Raw genomic sequence first — 20,002 nt, 5'->3', positions numbered from 1 at the left:
GAAAGGAGGAAATAAAAATGAAGTATCTTTTAAAACGTTATAATAAGCCTATTCTCATTCGATTGTTCGGTGAATTGTTAGTCCGAACGACTGAAGCAATGTTAGCTATCATCTTTATTGTTCATGTTAATAAGGCTTTAAATGGTAATGTCATAGTTACAATGCTTCTTTTCGGATTACAGCCTCTCGCTGATATTGTGTTTACATTAATCGCTGGGGGTGTAACAGATAAATACGGCCGAAAGAAAATAATGTTACTCGGATTACTTTTACAAGCTTTTGCCGTAAGCGGATTTGTTTTTGCTGAATCGGTCGCCTTTTTCGCCTTATTGTATGTAGTTAATGGTATTGGTCGTTCTTTATATATTCCGGCACAGCGCGCACAAATCGCTGACTTAACGAAGGAAGAACAACAGGCAGAAATATTTGCTGTTCTGCATACTACTGGAGCGATTGGCTCTGTAATCGGACCATTAATTGGTGCCTTTTTCTATACTAGTCACCCTGAATATTTATTTATTTTGCAAGGTGTAGCTCTAACGTTTTATGCTGTTCTCGTTTGGACGCAGCTTCCTGAAACGGTTCCACTCATGAAAAACGTTAATAAAACTAAAGAAGTATATTCGCCAAAACAATTTATTTCGAAACATTATGCTGTGTTTGGACTTATGGTTTCTACGCTACCGATTAGTTTTTTCTACGCTCAAACCGAATCGAATTATCGTATATTCGCCGAAAGTGTATTTCCAAATTTTCTATTTGTACTCGTGTTTATCTCAACTTGTAAAGCAGTCATGGAAGTTATGCTCCAAATTTTCCTTGTGAAATGGTCAGAACGATTTTCTATGCCTAAAATCATTATTATTTCCTATACTTGCTATACGTTAGCTGCGATTGGCTACGGTTATTCCACAACAATATGGTCATTATTCTTCACATTGCTCTTTTTAGTGATTGGGCAAAGTATAGCTTTGAATCACTTACTACGATTCGTTTCACAAATCGCTCCAAGTCATAAACGCGGATTATATTTTTCTATATACGGTATACATTGGGATATTTCAAGAACTTGCGGGCCTTTTGTAGGTGCATTGCTATTAAGTAAATTAAGCGGTAGTACTCTATTTTATATTTGTGCTTTCTTATTAATAATTGGCGGTATCATTCAAACAGCTTTCGTTCAGTCATTAGAGAGAACAAAAGCAAAAGAGCTGTCCCTATAGGAACAGCTCTTCATTTAACCTGCCATATTATTTATGCTATCCTCCGGTGAGAACACAGAAATATGATGCACTTTACCAGTCGATTTCGGAATTATAAATTTCAATTCAAATTGGTCATTTACTTTATAAACGTATATTTTGTCATTACCATTTACTTTAACAGACGCTGGTTTTCCTAAAGCCTTTTCGATTTCTTGTAACGTAATCGATTTGAGTTCTGAATGATACGATCGAACGTCAAATACTTGTGATCCTTTGTTAAAGCCAAATGCCACATTTTTACTTGTAAAAGTTGCATACATCCCGTTCCCCGCTTGATCAGTCTTATCAGCTTTCCCCCACGCCTGCTCTATTTCTTCTATATCACCTGTATGCGCCGCGTACGGAACATTAGGTACTTTACCTACTTTCGCTTGCTCAAATAAATCTTTTACATGGTTAATTGATTTTTGATTAAGTACTGTATTTTTCGTATTAGACTCCGTTGAAGGTTTTACCGAATCTTCACCTTTTGGTTTTTGCACAGACTCTTTCTCTTTTTTTTGAGCGGTGTCCTCATTCTTTTTATCCGTTTCTGACGTATCTCTCTTTTTTTCCGTACTATTTTCTGATGTTGAATTAGTTTGTTTCTTTTCCTCAGCGGTATTACACGCGGTTAAAGCCGCTACACACGTTAAAGTTAGGAATAATATAAGCACTTTCATATATACTTTCATCATTTTCAGCCTCCCTCTTCAACATATTCACTTTTGCAACCATTCCATAACACTGCTCTTTAAATTATTTTTGCTCCAAAAAGTAAGTGTATCGGTTTCTCCGAAAGTATGGACTATATACTCTATATATGATGTTCCTAAAAAATAACCGAGTCGGTTGTATCCGAAATAGTTCCCCCCTGATAAACGGAACCATTCTTTCTCTTTTTCATCTGTCCATCCTTTAACATAATCTTGTGAAAAATGTTTCTTAATTTGACCTTTATGTTTTTCATAGCAAAACAACCAATCGTCTCCATCATTATCATATGAATAATAGACTGATTTACTTAATCCTTTAGCTATTCTTTGCGATAAATATGTCGCGACTCCCTCACGATATAAACTAACCGCTGCATCAGTCCATTGTGCTTTAGTCCAATCCATTCCACTCTCTTGCAATACGAAATTGTGATATATATGTCCGATTTCATGGGCAACGATAACACGAAGATGCTCCCTTTCAGGAGATAATTTTTCTGCCGCAAAAAATATATCCCCAATAATATCTCTTTCTACAAATGCATTGGAACCAAATCCACCTACAAATAGATGAAAAGTTAAATCTATATTAAAACCAAATTGAATGCGATACTCCTCACTCATTTCTTGAATAATAGATGGTAAAGTTTCCGAAATAATACGAATGTCTTCTAGTTTTTCAGGATATTTTTTAATCGCACTAGAAAGACGTTCTTCTGTCTTAGGACAGTGATAATTAAAATATTCTTCGAATGCTTCTGGATACATATCATAATATTTGTTCAAATCATGAAATCCTATATCATCGCTTTCCAAAAGCTTCAAAAAGCTTGGAATTGTATTATTAATCATCTTATTCATCTCCTTGTATACACCTTCTTTCCATACTCTTTATATCCTTCATTAATAACTTAAATTAAACTGTCACAAAAACTCCTATAAATGCAAAAAACCAGCAGTGAATACTCATTCCCTGCTGGTTCAATATTATGGAGTTCTGAAGTTTAATCAAACCATTTACCGCCGTCAGAAATCCATCTGTTGTTATGTAAATCAAAACATTCATCATAATCATGAAAACTAAAGTAGGACGGTAATTTAACACTCGTACCACCTGCTTTGTTCCAGCACATAGCAAACCATTCCACTATAGCTTTCTTTTCAATTTCTGATAACTCCCCATCATTTTCTTCATAAAATTCCCAAAATTCGTCTGATTCTTCGTCATGGAATTTATAATATTCCACATCATCTATCAAATCGTGACTACCAGAAAAGACACCGCTATCCATTCCTTCATAAAAAACTTCATTTGCTCCTCTATCCATCGAAAACATGACAATTGACATTTCAAATGACTGAACAAAAGCTGTGAAATCTATTATATCTATCCCTTCATAATAATTAAACCGAAGTGTCTCTCTAATATTTCGAATCAAATCAATCGATTTTTCTTCAAGCCCTTTTTTTAAAGAATTTGTATAATTTTCTATTGTAAACAAATTATCTCCCCTAAATATTGCGTCTATTCAAATTACAAAAATTACATTAAAAGGTTAATCTTAACTTCTTTACATATGTAGTGAAAATACTTTTTACGGTTTCGAAATTGTGAGCGAATGTATTGTCTCCACTTAATGACGTGATAACAGTTAATCCTGCTACTTTAATAAAATGTTTTACATCTACGGGCATAATAATAGCCTCCATTAATTTAGTTACGCTAATTATATCAGAAGTTTTACCACTGAAACACGGAAGAAATAAAGCAGTTCTCCAAAATGAATCTCTATTCTCAACCTATATCGGCCACAGTTCCTGAAAGGCACGACATATAAATAAAAAAGCTGTCCTAATCAAGGACAGCTTCAAAATATGTATCTTTACACTTCAATTGATTTACCGTCTTCAACGATATGGTAAAGTAAGTGAGCTAAATGATGAATTGGACCATACTCTTCCTCTTCTTCATTTGTTTCACCTTGGAATTCAAGATCATTTAAGTATAATGCTAAAAATTGATAGTATAGTTTTAAATCAAATCCGTAGCAAGCACTTGGTTCTTCATGATCTCCTTCATATTGTAACATTAAGTATTGATCATTTCCTTCTGCATCTTCTGCATCAAAGAATACGAAGAAGCCAACGTTTGTATCTAAATCAAATAGATGACGAGTACCTTTTTCTGTTGCTTTATTGAAGTCCTCTTCACTTAATTTATGTACTGTTGTCGCTTTTGCATTATCTTCTTGATGGAAATTTACTGTGAATGATTTCAATGCTGACACCTCCTGATTGTATAACAGTAGCATAACATATAAAATGGACTGCTTACAAATGTAAACAGTCCACCTATCTTCATTTCCGGATTGCTCGCAACAGAAAACTCACGATGAAGATTAAAATAATCGCACCGATTAAAGCTGGAATAATCGCAAAGCCACCAATAACAGGACCGAATTTTCCAAGTAATAACGAACCAAGCCAAGAACCGATAATACCAGCAATAATATTACCAATTACACCGCCCGGTACATCCTTTCCAGTGATTAAACTTGCAAACCATCCTAATATACCACCGACGATTAAATACCAAATCATATCATTACCTCCTATATATTTAACCTATAAAAATATAATCTGAAACAATTGCTTACCATTAGTTATGTTTCATTTTTCGTAAGTTATTCGTCTTATGAAAATCATTCTAATCTGCTCAACCTATTAAGGACAATCTGGCTTCAATATTGTTCTCATAAATTCGTCTTTAAACGCTTGATAATTAAATCCAACGGCAATTCTTTGTATAGGACGATTATCAAACGTCGTTGGCTCAGCTATTTTTCTAAAATCTGCAACACTTTGACCTCTCGTTACATCGTTCGTCGTACTAATCCAAACTGATGATTTTTTATATTCAAAAATATCATCATTTATAAAAGAAATGAACGGAAGTAAATCGTGAATCGGACTCCCAGCAATACCTGGATATTCTTTTTTATAAAAATTTTCAAAATAAAAATCAATCATTGGTTTAATAAGTTTCGCCTGTCCTGTCCCTTCTTTATCAATAATATCGACCATTTCAGGAGTAATAAGTGCTGCTTGCGTTACATTTAACGGATATATAGTAGCATTCTTCGCATATTTCATTACGATATTTGCCGCAATTGGATCGCCGTAAAAATTAGCTTCAGATACTGGTGTAACATTACCTGGAAATAGAAAAGCACCGCCCATTATATAATAGGAACATACTCGATTCATTAAATTTGGATACAATAAAAATAATGTTGCAAGTGTCGTTAATCGTCCCGTCGCCACAATAATAATATTTTCAGGACAAGGCCCAATTAATTTAATCAATTCGCAAAAATTCTCGCTGTTACAAATTCTCATTTTCGGTGGAATAATTGGACCTAAACCGTGATCTCCATGAATTTCAGGGAAAAATAAAGGTTCTTCAGCTGTCATCGGTCTACTGGCACCTTCAATAATCTTCACTTCTGTAGCATAGTATTTTTCTAAAAAATACACATTTTCCGTTACAATTTCTCTTGATACATTTCCATACTCTGCAACAATACCTATAATATCTAATTTGCATGTTTTATTCGCATAAATTAACGTTACTGCATCATCAATTCCAAAATCTCCGAAAAAGATTATTTTTTTATTAACTTTCCTCACCCCTCTCCAGCATAATCTACTATCATTATTATGCGAAAAAGACAAGGCGGTGAAAAAGAGATAATTAAAAAAGCCGCCTATTTATTATTTATTGGCGACTTCAATCTTTTTATAAGATAAATATGCTAGTACACTTTTGCTTGAATCATATTTCGGATTATTCCCTTTTCTCGGTTCTCTCATATGTGTTTTTTCAAACCCAGGAATATCAGGCATTCTTTGCAAAAATTCAAGCATTTCTTCCTCAGTTCCTTCAATACGTACACGAATCATTATTGCTATTCCTCAATTCTCATTTTCTCTGTACTAAGTATATCGTACTTCAGAAAGTCTGCAAGAAATTTATCTTTTTAATGTTGAACTTTTTTTACAGACGAACAGTGCCATTTCAGTATAGAACGACTCTACTTTATTATTATCAAAGTGAATGTTGAAGAATTCCTGCATTTCGTTTGATGTTTTCATCATACATTCTGTTAACTTTAGACGCTTTTGCACAGGCACATCCATCATATTGCACCACCAGTCAAAATCAAACTTTTTGTCAAAAGTAAGACATGACTGCATTTGTAAACCATGTTTTTCTAATAAAGTAATCCATTCTGTTTTTTTCAAAGCTCGTTCATGGCTTGGATCACGTTTCTTTTCGATAAAGTTATAAAATGTATCAAACTCATTATTTTCTGGTGAAACATTATCAATTAATATAAATAATCCTTCATCCTCTAACGTTCGATGTACTTCAAAAATAAATTGCGAAGGGTCAACAAAATGATGTGCTGCAATTCGGCATGTAATTGTATCAAAAGATTCTTCAGCAAATGGTAACCTTTCTGCATGTCCTGCTACAAAAGATACGTTTTCATGTCCGTTCCCTATTATAAAACCTTTTGCCTTTTCTAACATTTTTTCTGTTAAATCAAGAGCGACTACCTCTTTAAACATTGGGGCTAACAAATTAGCAACATGTCCACCACCAGTAGCAATATCAAGAAGACGAGTATTATGACGAGCTTCAACTTGCTTAACTACATATTGTAAATCCGGTCCATTTGCATGTATTTTACTTTTCACATACTTTTCTGCATTACTACCAAATTGTTGTTTCACAAGCTCTTCTTTACTCATTTTTATCATCTTCTTTCTATAAGTATTCATATAATTAATAAGTTCTCTTTATATAATTTCAAATCCTCTTTTAGGCTCCATTCCTTGTATAAGAATACTAGTATCCCCAAAACATAACTCTTACGTTTTTAATTACAAAACAAAAAAGGTTACGAGAACTTATCCCGTAACCTTGAAAAACATCTCTTACATTAGAGTGCATACATTTATGTCTAAAAAATTTATATCCTCCTTTAACTTCATAAGAACTTCCACTTCCTTATAAGTAGCCTCTCTCGCATACAATCCAAATTGATCCATACCAACCCCTATCCATCCTGGAGTATCATAAAGTATATCTATGTTGAAATGATGCAACTTAGTAAGTTCTGATCTAATAAACCTGTCCCTACTAGCGATTTGCTTATCTATTAAACCATATTCTTTCCCATTGTCAGAAAGCGCTATAACCTTTCCTATTAGTGGATGTTCACGAAAAATAAAGTGATATTCCTTTTCATCTATATTCGCCACAATCGTACGAGAATCGGATACATCAAATCCAGAATTCAGTACATTCATATCGATCAGCTCCTTTATTGTTTTCATTAACATCATAACAAATGAATATTTAAATAATATTAATATAATGTAAAAAATATAAAGGCTGACTTCCCTTTAGAAATCAGCCTTTACACGTTATTCGTCTTTAAATTCTTTACAAAATTTCATAATACTTCTTTCTCTTCATCATTTCCGGAAACTAAACTCCCTAAAACATCCGCAGTAACTTCGACTACAAATTCACAAATCCCTGCTACAACTTCTCCAATTACTTCCTCCATCTTTCCACCCCCTTGTTTTATGGAACTTATTTGTAGTATAGGAGATATTGGTTAATTTTAACTATCGGAAAAAGTGACAAAAACATTACAGATTTGTAAGCTATTTCAATGTTTTTTGAATTTATACTTCTCCTCTTTGAAACTTTAAGTATTATTAACAACCAGATAGGTCATCATAATATAAAGTATTTAAGAATCCTAATTTAAAGGAGGCGTGTAAAATATACTACGTAAAACTAATTAAAGGTCAATCTTTCTATGCTTTTGATCATCGTTTCTTAATATCTCAAGAAGAAGCGGTTTCGGAAAAGATTTTTAATCACTTACGCCGTAATGAATTCTTTGAAGTGCGTAAAGAAGAATATTCTGCCTAAAGTATGAAAGGCATCAAAAAATGACTCTCATAATTGGGATTTTTTCTTGATGCTTTTATATTATCTCCCTCTATTCAACATTACTCCTTAATTTTCTTAAAATCTTATAGTATATGTCCAAGCTACTCAACCTTTAAATAAAACCGGTGAAACAACTTTTGTAATTCCCCATTCCCCAGAAAAAGCAATTCTAGCAAATATTAAATTAAAAATTTCAAGAAGAGATGCACGTAATAATCGAGTTGAATTAATTGCTACAGTTGGAGTTGAAGGTATAACTGAGATTTCACAAGTTTTATTCCGAATTTTCCGTGACAATACAGAAATCTTCAACGCTCAAGTAGGGATTGAATCTACAGATTCTGAGCAATTTTACGCGCAAACATTTCAAGCTATAGATCAAAATGTTAGCTGCGGGACTCACGAATATTCATTAACTGTAGAAAACCTTACTAGTGGTGCAAGTGCAAATGTTGTTGGTCCACTATCTTTTAGCGGTTTAGCTATTGGACAAGATCATAAGTGTTGCTAAGTAAATTTGTTGTTTAATTTTGTATTTCAAAAAAGCGAGACGTAGTATATACGTTCTCGCTTTTTTATTTTCTCTATATTTATTCTTACGTTCAATTAGTATTTAATCATAATTTTTCACATTTCGATTTACTTATTCCTTCAATTAAAAAATCAAATTTTTAACAAATCAAAAATATTGAAATCCATTTATGAAACACGTAATATAGACTCTGACTCTAAAAAAGTTCGTACAAAACACTATATAAATAAGGAGGTTTTATATACGAGTTTTTCATTTTAAAAGACAGAGAGGTTTTATATTATGTGGCGTAACAAAAACGTTTGGATTGTTCTAATTGGGGAGTTTATTGCTGGTCTAGGATTATGGCTTGGTATACTTGGTAACCTGGAATTTATGCAAAAATATGTCCCTTCTGATTTCATGAAATCAGTTATATTATTTATCGGACTATTAGCAGGAGTTCTAGTCGGTCCTATGGCTGGCCGTGTCATCGATCAGTATGAAAAGAAAAAAGTTCTTCTATATGCTGGCTTCGGTCGGGTTTTAAGTGTTATTTTTATGTTTTTCGCTATTCAATATGAAAGTATCGCCTTTATGATTGCATTTATGATTGCACTTCAAATTTCAGCTGCATTTTATTTCCCTGCATTACAATCTGTAATTCCTCTAATCGTTCGTGAGCATGAGTTATTACAGATGAACGGTGTACATATGAATGTTGGTACAATCGCTCGTATTGCGGGTACTTCACTAGGTGGAATTCTTTTAGTTGTAATGAGTTTACAGTATATGTATGCCTTCTCAATGGCAGCATACGCTTTATTATTCCTCTCAACTTTCTTCCTACAATTTGAAGATAAAAAGTCAACTACATCAAGTAAACAATCAGCTAAAGATAATAGCTTTATGGAAGTATTTCGTATTTTAAAAGGAATTCCTATTGCTTTTACAGCACTTATATTAAGTATTATCCCTCTATTATTTATAGCTGGATTCAATTTAATGGTTATTAACATTAGCGAAATGCAACACGATCCAACGATTAAAGGATTCATATATACAATTGAAGGTGTAGCATTTATGTTAGGTGCCTTCGTTATTAAACGTTTATCTGATCATTTCAAACCTGAAAAGTTACTATATTTCTTCGCAATTTGTACCGCTTTTGCACACCTTTCATTGTTCTTTAGCGATATAAAATGGATGGCTCTTACATCGTTTGGTTTGTTTGGCTTTAGTGTCGGCTGTTTCTTCCCTATTATGTCGACAATTTTCCAAACGAAAGTAGAAAAAAGCTATCACGGCCGCCTCTTCTCATTCCGTAATATGTTTGAGAGAGTTATGTTCCAAATTGTCTTACTTGGAACTGGCTTCTTCTTAGATACGATCGGGTTACAATATATGGTTCTCATTTTCGGAGTCATTTCATTGTTAATTATTTTCATTTCCCTATCTAAACAGAAACAATATGAAAAACAACCTTCGCAATCTGCGAATTTATAAAACTAATACTTCTTAAGAATGGATCCAGTATTTTAATATGGCTCCATTCTTTTTCAATTTCTAGGATTGAAATTTATATGCTTTGTATAGTTCCAATTTTTAAAGGAGTATCCCCTACTACTTTCGAATACAATAAATTATAGATTCTTCAAAAAGGAGCTGTGGAAATGTCTGCTGGTATCCAATTATTAATTACCCTTCTGTTTTCATTCGTTATGTTTGGCGCCCTTAATTTTTTAGCCATTTCCTTATCTCAAAATAACTTTAAAAGAAGGATTGTGGCGGGTTTCGTATTTTTACTGCTGACTCCCGTTGTTTTTTTGACAACTTTAACCTTTGCTTCTATTTTCGACAAAAGTGTGTTTGGACCTGCTACTTTAGCATTTATCATGGCTACTATATATATTTTAAATGGGCTAATCGTCCTTATTTCCTCTACTTTTATCCCCCAAAAAGCATAATAAAATATATCCTGCTAGGCATGAATACTAGTATTACGCTAGATTCATGCCTTTTATTTTTTACTATGCTTTTCCAAATTTTTATGCGAAATTAAGTATTTCTTTAAAAAAATTTAAACTTTATTTATTACAATATCCCTATCGTATTCGCACATTTATTAACAATAGTATGAAAGGAGCACAAAATGAAAAAGTTTCTACTTACAATAGCTATACTAGTCGTCCTACTTAGCGGATGCAGCAATAACGATATATATGGTTCTTGGGAAGTTGTTGACAACAAAAACGGTCAATGTCCTGTATTATATAAATTTGAAACAATTGTAAAAGAAGAAAAGAAAGAAAAGGTTGTTCAAAATTTAGTAGAAATGCAAACAACAAAGAAAAAAGAAGATTTATATAAAGGTTCGTTTGTGAAAAATTCTAATGTATATCACATTGATTATGGTAACTCTTTTACATCGGATCAAACTTTGAAAGTTGTCGATAATAAATTAAATGTATACTTTATAAACGTAGAAAAGATGTGTACTTATAAAAAAACAAGTGATTAACTATATGTATTTTACAAAACCGCAAAATATATTTTTGCGGTTTTCCACTATAGATGTTTTCTTATAAAAATATGTACCCTTTTAAATCCTTTAATTATAATATAAAATTGATTAACAATTTTTTTATTGTGAGGTGCTTTTTGAAAAGCTTAAGTTTTTTAATTATATCAACAGTTTGTTCCGTAATCCTTATTTTATGGAATGCTATTTCATTCTATGAAAAATATACTACTGCGAATTCATACTATTGGATTAGCGGCATACTTGGTATAGTTTTCGTATTCTTTTTAATACAAAACATCCGAGATATTATAAACAAAGATTATAAAACATCATAACTGTTATAGAAAAATATATAATGGTGTAATCCTCCCTCTAAAATTGTCAATCGTTTTAATTTTCATAAAAAAATGATAAAATGTAAACATGTGTTTTCAGAATAATTAAAAACGCAGAAAGAAAACACTGTTTTTAGGAGGGGTTTTGATGACTTACACGTTAGCAACTAGAATGAAAGCATTCCAATCTTCTATATTTAGTGAATTAGGGGCCTATAAAAAAGAGAAAATTGCAGCAGGTCATAAAATGATCGATTTAAGTATCGGGAATCCTGATATGCCTCCTGCTGATTTCGTAAGAGAAGCAATGGTACATACGGCGAGTGAAAAAGAAAGCTATGGATACACATTAACAGGCATACAAGAATTTCACGAAGCTGTAACTGAATATTACAACAACACTCATAACGTTATATTAAATGCTGAAAAAGAAGTTTTATTATTAATGGGTTCACAAGACGGACTCGTTCATTTACCGATGGTTTTTGCAAATCCGGGAGATATTATATTAGTTCCTGATCCAGGATATACGGCTTATGAAACAGGAATTCAAATGGCCGGCGCAACATCTTACTACATGCCATTAAAGAAAGAAAATGATTTCTTACCTAACTTAGAAGTTATCCCTGAAGAAATTGCCAATAAAGCTAAGATGATGATTTTGAACTTCCCAGGGAATCCAGTTCCAGCAATGGCTCATGAAGATTTCTTTAAAGAAGTAATCGCATTCGCGAAAAAACATAATATTATCGTTGTCCATGATTTTGCTTATGCTGAATTTTATTTTGATGGCCAAAAGCCAATTAGCTTCTTATCTGTACCTGGCGCAAAAGAAGTTGGCGTTGAAATTAATTCTTTATCTAAAAGTTATAGTTTAGCTGGTAGCCGTATTGGTTATATGATTGGTAACGAAGAAATCGTCGGTGCGCTTACGCAATTTAAGTCTAATACAGATTACGGCGTGTTTTTACCAATTCAAAAAGCTGCATCCGCTGCATTACGACACGGCGCTTCTTTTTGTGAGAAAAACCGTGGAATTTACCAAGAACGTAGAGATACTTTAGTAGATGGATTCCGCCAATTTGGCTGGAATGTCGATAAACCCGCTGGGAGTATGTTCGTTTGGGCTGAAATTCCGAAAGGATGGACCTCTCTAAAGTTCGCTTATGCACTTATGGATCGTGCGAATGTCGTTGTCACACCAGGTCATGCTTTCGGTCCTCACGGCGAAGGCTTTGTACGTATTGCACTAGTTCAAGATAAAGTAGTATTGCAAGAAGCAGTTGAAAACATTAAAAATAGCGGTATTTTCTCTATTGAAAAAATAGAAGAATTAGTTAAAAATTAATAGTAACTCCCCTGCTTAACTTTAGCAGGGGTATTATTATTCCTGGAGGTACGGTATGAATATTAAAGATACTCTTCCCCATCGCTATCCATTTTTAATGGTTGATAAAATTACAAACGTTAAAGAATCACAATCAGCTACAGGATACAAACTAATTACAAATAACGAATGGTTTATTAATGAAAGTCAAAACTACATGCCTCATATGTTAATTGTAGAAGCACTTGCCCAACTTAGTGCTTTTGTAAGTACAGGTGAATCTGAAGGACTTGGTTTCCTCTCCTCTTTAGATGGGGTGGAATTTCATGCAAATGCGTATCCTGGTGATAAACTTGACTTACATTATGAATTAACACGTAACAGACGAGGTTTTATTCTTGGAAAAGGAATTGCCTCTGTAAACGGTCAATCAATCGTTACCATTGAAAAGCTATTAATATATCAAGCTGATTAAACATATTACATAGTAAGGAGTAGGAAAATGCGGAATGTTGTTGGTATTGATGCTGGGGGAACATTAACAAAAATTGCTTACTTTAACGAAATGAACAAATTAGTTTTTGAAAAATTTTATTCATATGAACAAGAAAGAATTAAAGAATGGCTTCATAATAATAATTCAATTACACAATTATGCATTACAGGTGGTAAAGCTAAACAGTTAGAACAACTACTTTCAGGTTCATATGAAATAGTAGAGTTAAACGAGTTTGAAGCTACTTTAGCAGGAGTACGATACATACTAAAAGAAGAAAAACGTGCTATTAACAACTTTGTATTAACAAATATCGGTACAGGTACTTCCATTCACTACGTTCACGACAAGCAATACGTTCGCGCTGGTGGAACTGGAGTTGGCGGTGGTACTATTATGGGTCTTTCAAAACTATTAACAAATATAGATCATTTTGAAGATGTGATTCCGCTTACGAAAATTGGTTCAAGAAAAAGTCTAGATATTACAGTTGGAGATATTTATGGCGGGATTCTCTCCCCTATTGATAATAACTTAACTGCTAGCAATTTCGGAAAAGCGACCATTACAGACTCAAATTATAGTAGTTCAGATATACTCGCTACCGTTCAAGGACTTGTCGGTGAAGTCGTCACAGCATTAAGCCTTCAATTCGCCGAAGCGAAAAATATTGACCATATCATTTACATCGGTTCTACTCTATGTAATAACGTACATCTTCAAAATATTATTAGTAGCTATACAGAATATCAAAACAAAATACCAGTCTTTTTACGAGACGGCGGTTATAGTGGTGCGATTGGTGCTTTACTTCATGGTATGAAATAAAAAAGCTGACTTTTGTCAGCTTTTTTGCAATGGTACTTCAAATTCAATAATTGATTCTCCGTTCTTACCAATTCGTTCCACACTAATTCTATTTATTACACACTTCAACTTCTCATGAAAACTAGGAATCTCCTTCGCTATTTCAGTTGCTAACTCAGGGCTACTTTCTCTTCCGACTGTTACATGTGGTATGTACGGAATGTCTCTTTTTAAAAATCGTAATAAGGGGCCTGTATACAATTTATCATGTAGTTTTTCTATTTGTTCTTTCCCCTTTTCAACTCCTAAAAACAAATAGTCTCTCACACTTGTTATACGACTTGCAAACTCAATTTCAATTTCTCCTATCCCTTTTGCCAAATTCAAAATATGTGATTTCAGCTCATCATTCGAAATGGAACTTTCAAATGGAAATACAATTGTTATATGCGGTCGAATTAATCCGAATAAAGGATCATGCTTTTCTCTCATACTCTCTATTTCATCAATGGGCATGTTATGTAAAAACAGTAGAATTGTACGCATCTCTTTCTCCTCCACTTAGTATACTTCTTTTATTTCTGTTTTTTTTAATCATAAAACAAGAACATCGCCTCTTCAATAACAACAGGTGAAAGTTACCAAAATCTATTTCATGAAATTCATTAAAACGACTGCATATGTTTGTTATACTGAACGTCGGACTAAATCCCATTATTTTTAAGAGGACCATAATTGAGTAAAAAAGAAAAAAAACCTAGTTAGCAAAACAAGCTATAGCTAAACTATATACTTCCTCCCCCATTATCGTAACTAGTAAAGAGGGTTATGCAGCTATTGATAAAGAGCATATTCAACTGTTCAAATTCATATCAAAAACGAAAGAAATCTCAAGTATAGCAATATATGACTTGAAAGAATTCGATACACTTTCAATTGACCAATACTTAATTAAAGCTGTTATGATGTTTAAAAGCATACATAAAACATTCGAGTTTATTCCAACCGAACAAACGAAAGATATCGAAAAACTTCTACAAACAAATACTTCTATTCAAATAGAAAAAATCAAACGTAAATGGTTTAATAAAATACTCGGATACCGTAGTCAAACAAAATGGAAAATGATTTTTGCTAGCGCAATATATTTGTTTTTTCTATTTACTGCATTTAGTGGTTTTACAGAAGAAAAGACAAAAGAAACTGCTAATGTAAAACAATCAAAAACTACATCAACAGCCTCAGAACAAAAAAAGACGATGACTAGTACAGAGCAACCAAAAGAAAATGTATTAAAAATGGCTGACGGCAAAAATGTGAATATGCTTATTTATGAACAATATGGCGTAAAATATCAATCTCATGAACCTACTGATATAGAATTTTCAAAAGATAAAACTGTTCTCGAACACTTTGAAAAAATGGCTCAAAAACATAACATGTCAGTCCCTGAATACATTGAAAAAGAGGATGAAATTGTAGCGGCTAATATTCAAAGAGAGAAAGAAGAACTTGCTAATAAACAAACTAAAGCGGACGTTACTAACTATAGCACTACCGATTCTTCTCAATCTAAAAAAATATACAAAATGTACTTAATCAATTAAATAATGACATTAATACGTGGAAATCAATGAGTGGTGATAATTTAACTCAAGCAGATGTAACAGTTATTAACAATGATTTAAAACTTGTACTTGAACATGTTCAAGATTTAGAAGATGAAGTAGGATCGACTCCACAAACAGAGCAATTTAAACGTGCAGTAAATGCTCATATGAGAGCATTTGAAATTGGTTCAGCTAAAGATGTTTCGAAACTTGTATTACAAGCAAATAGTCTATAAAAATAAAAACTTCTCAAATGAGAAGTTTTATTTTTATATCGCATGATTACTATTCTCGCGCCAAACTTTCCTAAACTTTATATAACACGCAATTCTCCACGGAATAATATAAGATACTGCAACTACGTAAAATAATAAACCTATCGTTTGATGATCTAAATCTACAATAAATTGTCTTGAACCATATCTTAAAACGACAAGTGCAATAAAAGTAATTAAAAAGGCAGCACTTTTTTTCGTATAAATATTCCCATCATCTCTCCGCTCATAATTTGTTAAAACTATAAGTGGCACAGCGAAAATTACACCAATGAATACCGCTATAATTACTTGTAATATAGCTGGATGTACGGGACCTAAAAACCATACAATACCTGGTGTTAAAAATAGTAATGGCCATAAAATACGTTTTCCCGATCCCTTTATTGGCTTGTGCATGGAGCGATAACGACGCCAAAAAATCAGCAATGCTATGCATAAAAAGACGGTTATTAATGAAGAAGTATCTCCCATTTACTCTTCCTTCTCTCTTGAAATAATTGAATTTATATCGTATCTTCAAACGAAACCTTACGAATAAATAGAGCGCTAATTACAATATATATGAAAATAAGAACAATCGAAACTGATATGAAATTAGGTATTTCTAGCAACATTTTACTATTAATAAATACCAATTCTTTTATTCCTATTCCTGCATACATTGTACTCGCCAATCCAAATAAAAATATAATACTAAAAGCTAATCCAAACCAATTAAATCTCTTCTGAAAAATTGTTGTTGATTGAAATAAACAAGCTAATGTACTATAAAATATGAACTGCACAAAGAATTGTTCAATTGCATATGATCCGAAATTTATCTGTTCTGTTTTATAAAATGTACCTTGTAAAAATAAAACTTGAAGACCTGAAAACAATGCGGATTGCAATAAAATAAAACATATTGAACCAATCAAGAATTGCAATCTAGTGACACCAAACGAGACGACTGTAGGAAAAATATCAAGTTGAATAAGAAACACACTTATCACAATAAACATTACGATTGCAATTGATGAATTATTAAAGATATCGTGTAAAAATGCTACCTTTATTCCCTTTAAATCAGTTGCCGTCATTGTCCCTTTTATAAGTAATGCTACAGTCCAAAAGATAAGAATGGCTTTATAATGATATTTTATATGTAACTTCAACTGCTTCATTAACATCGTCATTTCACTTCACCACCCGTTATGTGAATAAATAGTTTTTGTAATGTAATTCTATCAATTACTAACCCTTCTTTTTCAAGAGAGTAATAATCTTCATTAGAAAGCTCTTCCCATATAACAGCAATCCCCTTATTTCCATAAACTTCTCGATTTATTACTTTTTTATTGATTGCAAACTCGTCCACTTTATCTTTTTTCCCTGAAATAATATGACCTTGTTGTAATAAATCTTCCACTGATGATTGAACAACCAGCTTTCCTTCTTTTATGATGATTACATCTTCGATAATATTAGTTACTTCTTCTACTAAATGTGTTGATAATATAATGGTTCGTGGATACTCACCGTAATCTTCTAATAGTAAACTATAAAACAACTCACGATGTGCTGCGTCTAAACCTGTAGTTGGTTCATCAAAAATAGTAATTGGTGCTCTACTTGCTAATCCTTGAATAATTCCTACAACAGTTTGCATTCCGTGCGATAATTTATGGTATTTTTCTTTCAAATTAAGTTGAAATTTCCTAGCAAGTTCTTCAGCAAACTCTTGATCCCAGTTTTTATAAAACATATTACATAAATTAAAAATCTCTTTAACCTTATTATTTAGGTATGCAGCTTCTTTCACTTTAACAAAACAAATATTTTGCATCGCTTTACTATTTTCAAAAACATTTTCGCCAAATATAGATACACTTCCATTACTTGAAATAATTTGTCCTGCAAGTAAATTTAATAGTGTCGTTTTTCCTGCTCCGTTTCTACCGAGCAAACCATATATTTTATGCTCTTCCAATGAAATCGTTACTTCATTTACTGCTACTTTCTTTTTATATTTTTTCGTTAAATCTTTCGTTTCAAGTGCAATCATCCCTCTTTCCCCTCCTTCGTAATTTTGTGTATCATGTCCATCAATTCGTCTTTTGATATTTCTAGTACTTTTGCTTCTTCCCACACTTTAGGTAAATACTCGGTCATAAAAGTATTTTGTCTTTTTTTTAGTACGACTTCTTTTGCTCCCTTTGCAACAAACATTCCGATCCCTCTCTTTTTATATAAAATCCCTTCATCCACTAATACATTTACCCCTTTAGCTGCAGTAGCTGGATTAATTTGTAGCATTTTCGCAAATTGATTTGTTGATGGAACTTGTTCTTCTTCAAGCAATATGTCTTTTAAAATATCAGATTCAATCGTTTCTGCAATTTGTAAGTATATTAATTTATTTTGTTCTAGAGTAGGTTTCACAATTTCACCACCTTAGGTTCTTAGGTTCATTACTTATGTGATTAACCATATCACAACGTTATATTTTTTCCATAATTTTCATCAAAAAAAGAATCATTCGATACTGAATGACTCCCTTTAAAGAATGTCCGTATTTTCAATCGTTAAATAACCATCGCTTCCTCCATATCACTTAGATTCCCGCACAGGATGTTCATCAAAAAATTGCTTTCGAAAATCTTTATTATTAACTAACTTTTCTATTTTTTCTTGATTACCGTAAAAGAAGTTCATTACGATTCCCTTATTCCATATAAGATCATCCTTTGGCAAATCATTAAATTCTTTATACAGTATGGGTAAAAGTTCTTCTCTTTCCAATGCAAAACTTTGATTTTCAATCTGAAACTCATACCCTTTCGCATTCGGTACTAAAACTGCAAGATAAATAGCATTAAAGAGAAAATTCTTCTTCATCGTATCCTTCCCATCAAACCAATACGTCTCAATCATTTCTTCTGTAAGATTTCCATTCTCTTTTGCACCATATTCCACTTTAATATTTTCATTTTCTAAATTTAAACTTTGAACTGTTTCACCACCAGGTAAGTTTGTAACAATCGCAATAACGTCGGAATTATTTCCAACGTATGTCCCCGTATATTTTTTAAAAGCCCCAAGTTCAATACGTGATATTTCTTTTATTTGTTCCCCATTAGAACAAGCGGTAACAACTAATAAAATTGTTAGCATAACACCTGCTATTCTATTCATATAGTTCATTAGACACCCCCAAGTTCTATTTATTATCCAATCTATACAATGTATCCCTTAAAAACCCTTTAAAATATACGCATTTTAATCAAAATTAAAAATTTTCAATTTTTATGTTTACAATTATCCATTAATTGTATATACTTACTAACGTAAGAAAAATATTCTAAAAGGAGGTCGAAGGAAATGATGAAATTACAATTACATGCTTTAACTTTAGCGTTAACTGCACCTGTGTTTTCTGGACAATTAAATATGAATTCGACCACCCTAATGGAGAATTGAAAATCGTACTTTATTTCTATTAATTCATAAATTCGCCACAGGAGGTCGTATACTTTCCTGTGGCTTTTTCACGCCCAGCCATAGGAGAACGATATCTTCCTGTGGCTTTTTTGTGCGATTTTTTAGTCTCATACATTATTTTTTAAAGAAAGGAGCAACATTCGATGACTATTAGCGTATTGTTTTTAAGTATTACGATTCAAAGAAATACACTTTCCAAAGTTGAAATTCTTCATAATGAGCAAATTGCAAAAGCTATGAATGATGTTAAGGAGCGCCAAGTGCTTTATTGTGATCACCTGTAATTCCTTTTCGAAAGGAGGAATTCGTCTATGACTTTTCATATTTTCTTTTTTACGACAGCACTTCAGAAAAAAACGTTATCTGAAGCTGAAATCATACGTAAACAACAATTAAAACAAACTATGGATAAAATAACGGACATTAAAAGTTCGTATTATACACAAATGTATTAAAATTTTTTTAAAAGGAGCAATATCCTAATGAAATTTAAGGCTTTCTTTTTAACGATTACCATTCAAAAACGTAAACCTTCAAAAGCTGAAATTTTACGTGAACAACAAATTAAAAATATTATGGATGATGTGAAAGAGCTCCAGTCCTCTTATTACAATCGTCTTTACTAAATAAATTATAA

General features: G+C 32.4%; 30 protein-coding genes. 14 read left to right on the top strand and 16 right to left on the bottom strand.

Annotated elements, in window-relative coordinates; translation table 11 throughout:
* The first annotated feature begins 17 nt into the window (after window positions 1-17).
* The gene (locus JDS80_RS16105; RefSeq protein ID WP_071746238.1) at window positions 18-1,223 is read left to right on the top strand and encodes an MDR family MFS transporter; all 1,206 of its coding nucleotides are present in this window, start codon (window positions 18-20) and stop codon (window positions 1,221-1,223) included.
* Window positions 1,224-1,237: 14 nt separating this feature from the next.
* Here JDS80_RS16105 and JDS80_RS16100 read toward each other — a convergent pair whose 3' ends face one another.
* The 10 genes from JDS80_RS16100 to JDS80_RS16055 all read right to left on the bottom strand — a co-directional run bounded on the left by JDS80_RS16100 (window position 1,238) and on the right by JDS80_RS16055 (window position 7,339).
* Window positions 1,238-1,942 carry a YjgB family protein gene (locus tag JDS80_RS16100; protein WP_071746239.1) on the bottom strand — a complete coding sequence of 235 codons (705 nt, stop codon included), beginning with the start codon at window positions 1,940-1,942 and terminating at the stop codon, window positions 1,238-1,240.
* 24 nt (window positions 1,943-1,966) lie between these two features.
* A complete protein-coding gene (locus tag JDS80_RS16095; RefSeq protein WP_199639264.1) occupies window positions 1,967-2,812 on the bottom strand; it encodes a DUF5700 domain-containing putative Zn-dependent protease in 846 nt (281 codons plus the stop codon).
* 152 nt (window positions 2,813-2,964) lie between these two features.
* Window positions 2,965-3,462 (bottom strand): hypothetical protein, encoded by a 498-nt coding sequence (locus JDS80_RS16090; RefSeq protein WP_199639262.1) that lies wholly within the window; start codon window positions 3,460-3,462, stop codon window positions 2,965-2,967.
* A gap of 46 nt (window positions 3,463-3,508) precedes the next feature.
* A complete protein-coding gene (locus JDS80_RS16085; RefSeq protein ID WP_199639260.1) occupies window positions 3,509-3,655 on the bottom strand; it encodes a chorismate mutase in 147 nt (48 codons plus the stop codon).
* A gap of 188 nt (window positions 3,656-3,843) precedes the next feature.
* Window positions 3,844-4,239 (bottom strand): cytosolic protein, encoded by a 396-nt coding sequence (locus JDS80_RS16080; RefSeq protein WP_071746243.1) that lies wholly within the window; start codon window positions 4,237-4,239, stop codon window positions 3,844-3,846.
* 79 nt (window positions 4,240-4,318) lie between these two features.
* On the bottom strand, window positions 4,319-4,561 hold the full coding sequence (locus JDS80_RS16075; protein WP_000638425.1) for a GlsB/YeaQ/YmgE family stress response membrane protein: 243 nt from the start codon (window positions 4,559-4,561) through the stop codon (window positions 4,319-4,321).
* 123 nt (window positions 4,562-4,684) lie between these two features.
* Window positions 4,685-5,650, bottom strand: coding sequence for a nucleoside hydrolase (locus tag JDS80_RS16070; protein ID WP_199639258.1), 966 nt, complete (start codon window positions 5,648-5,650; stop codon window positions 4,685-4,687).
* 84 nt (window positions 5,651-5,734) lie between these two features.
* Entirely contained in the window at window positions 5,735-5,923 is a 189-nt protein-coding gene (locus JDS80_RS16065; protein WP_000621876.1) for a DUF3970 family protein, read from the bottom strand.
* 69 nt (window positions 5,924-5,992) lie between these two features.
* Entirely contained in the window at window positions 5,993-6,778 is a 786-nt protein-coding gene (locus tag JDS80_RS16060; protein ID WP_071746245.1) for a class I SAM-dependent methyltransferase, read from the bottom strand.
* Between the two features lie 186 nt (window positions 6,779-6,964).
* Entirely contained in the window at window positions 6,965-7,339 is a 375-nt protein-coding gene (locus JDS80_RS16055; RefSeq protein WP_199639256.1) for a hypothetical protein, read from the bottom strand.
* A 484-nt stretch (window positions 7,340-7,823) separates the two neighbouring features.
* Between JDS80_RS16055 and JDS80_RS31485 the strand changes: the two genes are divergently transcribed.
* The 8 genes from JDS80_RS31485 to coaW all read left to right on the top strand — a co-directional run bounded on the left by JDS80_RS31485 (window position 7,824) and on the right by coaW (window position 14,018).
* Window positions 7,824-7,976 (top strand): YqbF domain-containing protein, encoded by a 153-nt coding sequence (locus JDS80_RS31485; protein ID WP_071746284.1) that lies wholly within the window; start codon window positions 7,824-7,826, stop codon window positions 7,974-7,976.
* A 106-nt stretch (window positions 7,977-8,082) separates the two neighbouring features.
* Window positions 8,083-8,508 carry an exosporium protein ExsC gene (gene exsC / locus JDS80_RS16045; protein WP_098890304.1) on the top strand — a complete coding sequence of 142 codons (426 nt, stop codon included), beginning with the start codon at window positions 8,083-8,085 and terminating at the stop codon, window positions 8,506-8,508.
* Between the two features lie 303 nt (window positions 8,509-8,811).
* Window positions 8,812-10,014 (top strand): MFS transporter, encoded by a 1,203-nt coding sequence (locus JDS80_RS16040; protein WP_071746249.1) that lies wholly within the window; start codon window positions 8,812-8,814, stop codon window positions 10,012-10,014.
* 167 nt (window positions 10,015-10,181) lie between these two features.
* Window positions 10,182-10,475: a hypothetical protein gene (locus JDS80_RS16035; RefSeq protein WP_199639254.1), complete on the top strand. Its 294-nt coding sequence runs from the start codon at window positions 10,182-10,184 to the stop codon at window positions 10,473-10,475.
* 185 nt (window positions 10,476-10,660) lie between these two features.
* A complete protein-coding gene (locus tag JDS80_RS16030; RefSeq protein ID WP_071746251.1) occupies window positions 10,661-11,029 on the top strand; it encodes a hypothetical protein in 369 nt (122 codons plus the stop codon).
* 486 nt (window positions 11,030-11,515) lie between these two features.
* Window positions 11,516-12,715: an LL-diaminopimelate aminotransferase gene (locus JDS80_RS16020; RefSeq protein WP_142347593.1), complete on the top strand. Its 1,200-nt coding sequence runs from the start codon at window positions 11,516-11,518 to the stop codon at window positions 12,713-12,715.
* Window positions 12,716-12,770: 55 nt separating this feature from the next.
* Window positions 12,771-13,169, top strand: a complete 399-nt coding sequence (locus tag JDS80_RS16015) for a 3-hydroxyacyl-ACP dehydratase FabZ family protein (RefSeq protein WP_071746254.1) — start codon at window positions 12,771-12,773, stop codon at window positions 13,167-13,169.
* A gap of 27 nt (window positions 13,170-13,196) precedes the next feature.
* A complete protein-coding gene (gene coaW / locus JDS80_RS16010) occupies window positions 13,197-14,018 on the top strand; it encodes a type II pantothenate kinase (protein WP_071746255.1) in 822 nt (273 codons plus the stop codon).
* Between the two features lie 15 nt (window positions 14,019-14,033).
* Here the strand turns inward: coaW and JDS80_RS16005 are convergent, their stop codons facing one another.
* Complete coding sequence (locus JDS80_RS16005) at window positions 14,034-14,543, bottom strand: 2'-5' RNA ligase family protein (protein WP_071746256.1); 510 nt, start codon at window positions 14,541-14,543, stop codon at window positions 14,034-14,036.
* Window positions 14,544-14,908: 365 nt separating this feature from the next.
* Between JDS80_RS16005 and JDS80_RS31480 the strand changes: the two genes are divergently transcribed.
* Both JDS80_RS31480 and JDS80_RS31475 read left to right on the top strand, forming a co-directional pair.
* Window positions 14,909-15,604, top strand: a complete 696-nt coding sequence (locus tag JDS80_RS31480; protein ID WP_242477368.1) for a hypothetical protein — start codon at window positions 14,909-14,911, stop codon at window positions 15,602-15,604.
* 26 nt (window positions 15,605-15,630) lie between these two features.
* On the top strand, window positions 15,631-15,843 hold the full coding sequence (locus JDS80_RS31475) for a hypothetical protein (RefSeq protein ID WP_242477367.1): 213 nt from the start codon (window positions 15,631-15,633) through the stop codon (window positions 15,841-15,843).
* A gap of 33 nt (window positions 15,844-15,876) precedes the next feature.
* On the opposite strand, the gene JDS80_RS15995 is transcribed toward JDS80_RS31475, so the two are convergent.
* From JDS80_RS15995 to JDS80_RS15975, 5 genes are all read right to left on the bottom strand, one after another.
* Complete coding sequence (locus JDS80_RS15995) at window positions 15,877-16,356, bottom strand: CcdC family protein (RefSeq protein WP_098890405.1); 480 nt, start codon at window positions 16,354-16,356, stop codon at window positions 15,877-15,879.
* Window positions 16,357-16,388: 32 nt separating this feature from the next.
* Window positions 16,389-17,060 carry a DUF4052 family protein gene (locus JDS80_RS15990; RefSeq protein ID WP_071746258.1) on the bottom strand — a complete coding sequence of 224 codons (672 nt, stop codon included), beginning with the start codon at window positions 17,058-17,060 and terminating at the stop codon, window positions 16,389-16,391.
* Entirely contained in the window at window positions 17,057-17,929 is an 873-nt protein-coding gene (locus JDS80_RS15985; RefSeq protein WP_071746259.1) for an ABC transporter ATP-binding protein, read from the bottom strand. Before JDS80_RS15985 ends, JDS80_RS15990 begins: the two co-directional genes overlap by 4 nt.
* Window positions 17,926-18,306 carry a GntR family transcriptional regulator gene (locus tag JDS80_RS15980; RefSeq protein ID WP_071746260.1) on the bottom strand — a complete coding sequence of 127 codons (381 nt, stop codon included), beginning with the start codon at window positions 18,304-18,306 and terminating at the stop codon, window positions 17,926-17,928. The genes JDS80_RS15985 and JDS80_RS15980 overlap by 4 nt, the downstream gene beginning before the upstream one ends.
* 168 nt (window positions 18,307-18,474) lie before the next feature.
* A complete protein-coding gene (locus JDS80_RS15975) occupies window positions 18,475-19,068 on the bottom strand; it encodes a DUF4825 domain-containing protein (RefSeq protein WP_071746261.1) in 594 nt (197 codons plus the stop codon).
* A 440-nt stretch (window positions 19,069-19,508) separates the two neighbouring features.
* On the opposite strand from JDS80_RS15975, the gene JDS80_RS15970 reads away from it, so the two are divergent.
* The 3 genes from JDS80_RS15970 to JDS80_RS15960 are packed head-to-tail and all read left to right on the top strand — an operon-like array spanning window position 19,509 to window position 19,991.
* Window positions 19,509-19,649 carry a YrzI family small protein gene (locus tag JDS80_RS15970; protein ID WP_002147210.1) on the top strand — a complete coding sequence of 47 codons (141 nt, stop codon included), beginning with the start codon at window positions 19,509-19,511 and terminating at the stop codon, window positions 19,647-19,649.
* A gap of 27 nt (window positions 19,650-19,676) precedes the next feature.
* Window positions 19,677-19,820 carry a YrzI family small protein gene (locus tag JDS80_RS15965; protein WP_098890406.1) on the top strand — a complete coding sequence of 48 codons (144 nt, stop codon included), beginning with the start codon at window positions 19,677-19,679 and terminating at the stop codon, window positions 19,818-19,820.
* 27 nt (window positions 19,821-19,847) lie between these two features.
* Complete coding sequence (locus tag JDS80_RS15960) at window positions 19,848-19,991, top strand: YrzI family small protein (RefSeq protein WP_071746263.1); 144 nt, start codon at window positions 19,848-19,850, stop codon at window positions 19,989-19,991.
* Window positions 19,992-20,002 lie beyond the last annotated feature (11 nt).

Source organism: Bacillus cereus group sp. N8 (assembly GCF_016483685.1).
GTDB classification, from domain to species: Bacteria; Bacillota; Bacilli; order Bacillales; family Bacillaceae_G; genus Bacillus_A; species Bacillus_A proteolyticus.
The sequence above is the reverse complement of the archived record's forward strand: the minus strand, read 5'-3'. Positions and strand labels throughout refer to the sequence as shown.

Excerpts from the sequence above, each read along its gene's own strand:
- JDS80_RS16105 (WP_071746238.1), top strand. The coding sequence starts at position 18 with ATGAAGTATCTTTTAAAACGTTATAATAAGCCTATTCTCATTCGATTG.
- JDS80_RS16100 (WP_071746239.1), bottom strand. The coding sequence starts at position 1,942 with ATGATGAAAGTATATATGAAAGTGCTTATATTATTCCTAACTTTAACG.
- JDS80_RS16095 (WP_199639264.1), bottom strand. The coding sequence starts at position 2,812 with ATGATTAATAATACAATTCCAAGCTTTTTGAAGCTTTTGGAAAGCGAT.
- JDS80_RS16085 (WP_199639260.1), bottom strand. The coding sequence starts at position 3,655 with ATGCCCGTAGATGTAAAACATTTTATTAAAGTAGCAGGATTAACTGTT.
- JDS80_RS16075 (WP_000638425.1), bottom strand. The coding sequence starts at position 4,561 with ATGATTTGGTATTTAATCGTCGGTGGTATATTAGGATGGTTTGCAAGT.
- JDS80_RS16065 (WP_000621876.1), bottom strand. The coding sequence starts at position 5,923 with ATGATTCGTGTACGTATTGAAGGAACTGAGGAAGAAATGCTTGAATTT.
- JDS80_RS16060 (WP_071746245.1), bottom strand. The coding sequence starts at position 6,778 with ATGAGTAAAGAAGAGCTTGTGAAACAACAATTTGGTAGTAATGCAGAA.
- JDS80_RS16055 (WP_199639256.1), bottom strand. The coding sequence starts at position 7,339 with ATGAATGTACTGAATTCTGGATTTGATGTATCCGATTCTCGTACGATT.
- JDS80_RS16040 (WP_071746249.1), top strand. The coding sequence starts at position 8,812 with ATGTGGCGTAACAAAAACGTTTGGATTGTTCTAATTGGGGAGTTTATT.
- JDS80_RS16035 (WP_199639254.1), top strand. The coding sequence starts at position 10,182 with ATGTCTGCTGGTATCCAATTATTAATTACCCTTCTGTTTTCATTCGTT.
- JDS80_RS16030 (WP_071746251.1), top strand. The coding sequence starts at position 10,661 with ATGAAAAAGTTTCTACTTACAATAGCTATACTAGTCGTCCTACTTAGC.
- JDS80_RS16020 (WP_142347593.1), top strand. The coding sequence starts at position 11,516 with ATGACTTACACGTTAGCAACTAGAATGAAAGCATTCCAATCTTCTATA.
- JDS80_RS16015 (WP_071746254.1), top strand. The coding sequence starts at position 12,771 with ATGAATATTAAAGATACTCTTCCCCATCGCTATCCATTTTTAATGGTT.
- coaW (WP_071746255.1), top strand. The coding sequence starts at position 13,197 with ATGCGGAATGTTGTTGGTATTGATGCTGGGGGAACATTAACAAAAATT.
- JDS80_RS16005 (WP_071746256.1), bottom strand. The coding sequence starts at position 14,543 with ATGCGTACAATTCTACTGTTTTTACATAACATGCCCATTGATGAAATA.
- JDS80_RS31475 (WP_242477367.1), top strand. The coding sequence starts at position 15,631 with ATGAGTGGTGATAATTTAACTCAAGCAGATGTAACAGTTATTAACAAT.
- JDS80_RS15995 (WP_098890405.1), bottom strand. The coding sequence starts at position 16,356 with ATGGGAGATACTTCTTCATTAATAACCGTCTTTTTATGCATAGCATTG.
- JDS80_RS15990 (WP_071746258.1), bottom strand. The coding sequence starts at position 17,060 with ATGACGATGTTAATGAAGCAGTTGAAGTTACATATAAAATATCATTAT.
- JDS80_RS15985 (WP_071746259.1), bottom strand. The coding sequence starts at position 17,929 with ATGATTGCACTTGAAACGAAAGATTTAACGAAAAAATATAAAAAGAAA.
- JDS80_RS15975 (WP_071746261.1), bottom strand. The coding sequence starts at position 19,068 with ATGAACTATATGAATAGAATAGCAGGTGTTATGCTAACAATTTTATTA.
- JDS80_RS15970 (WP_002147210.1), top strand. The coding sequence starts at position 19,509 with ATGACTATTAGCGTATTGTTTTTAAGTATTACGATTCAAAGAAATACA.
- JDS80_RS15965 (WP_098890406.1), top strand. The coding sequence starts at position 19,677 with ATGACTTTTCATATTTTCTTTTTTACGACAGCACTTCAGAAAAAAACG.
- JDS80_RS15960 (WP_071746263.1), top strand. The coding sequence starts at position 19,848 with ATGAAATTTAAGGCTTTCTTTTTAACGATTACCATTCAAAAACGTAAA.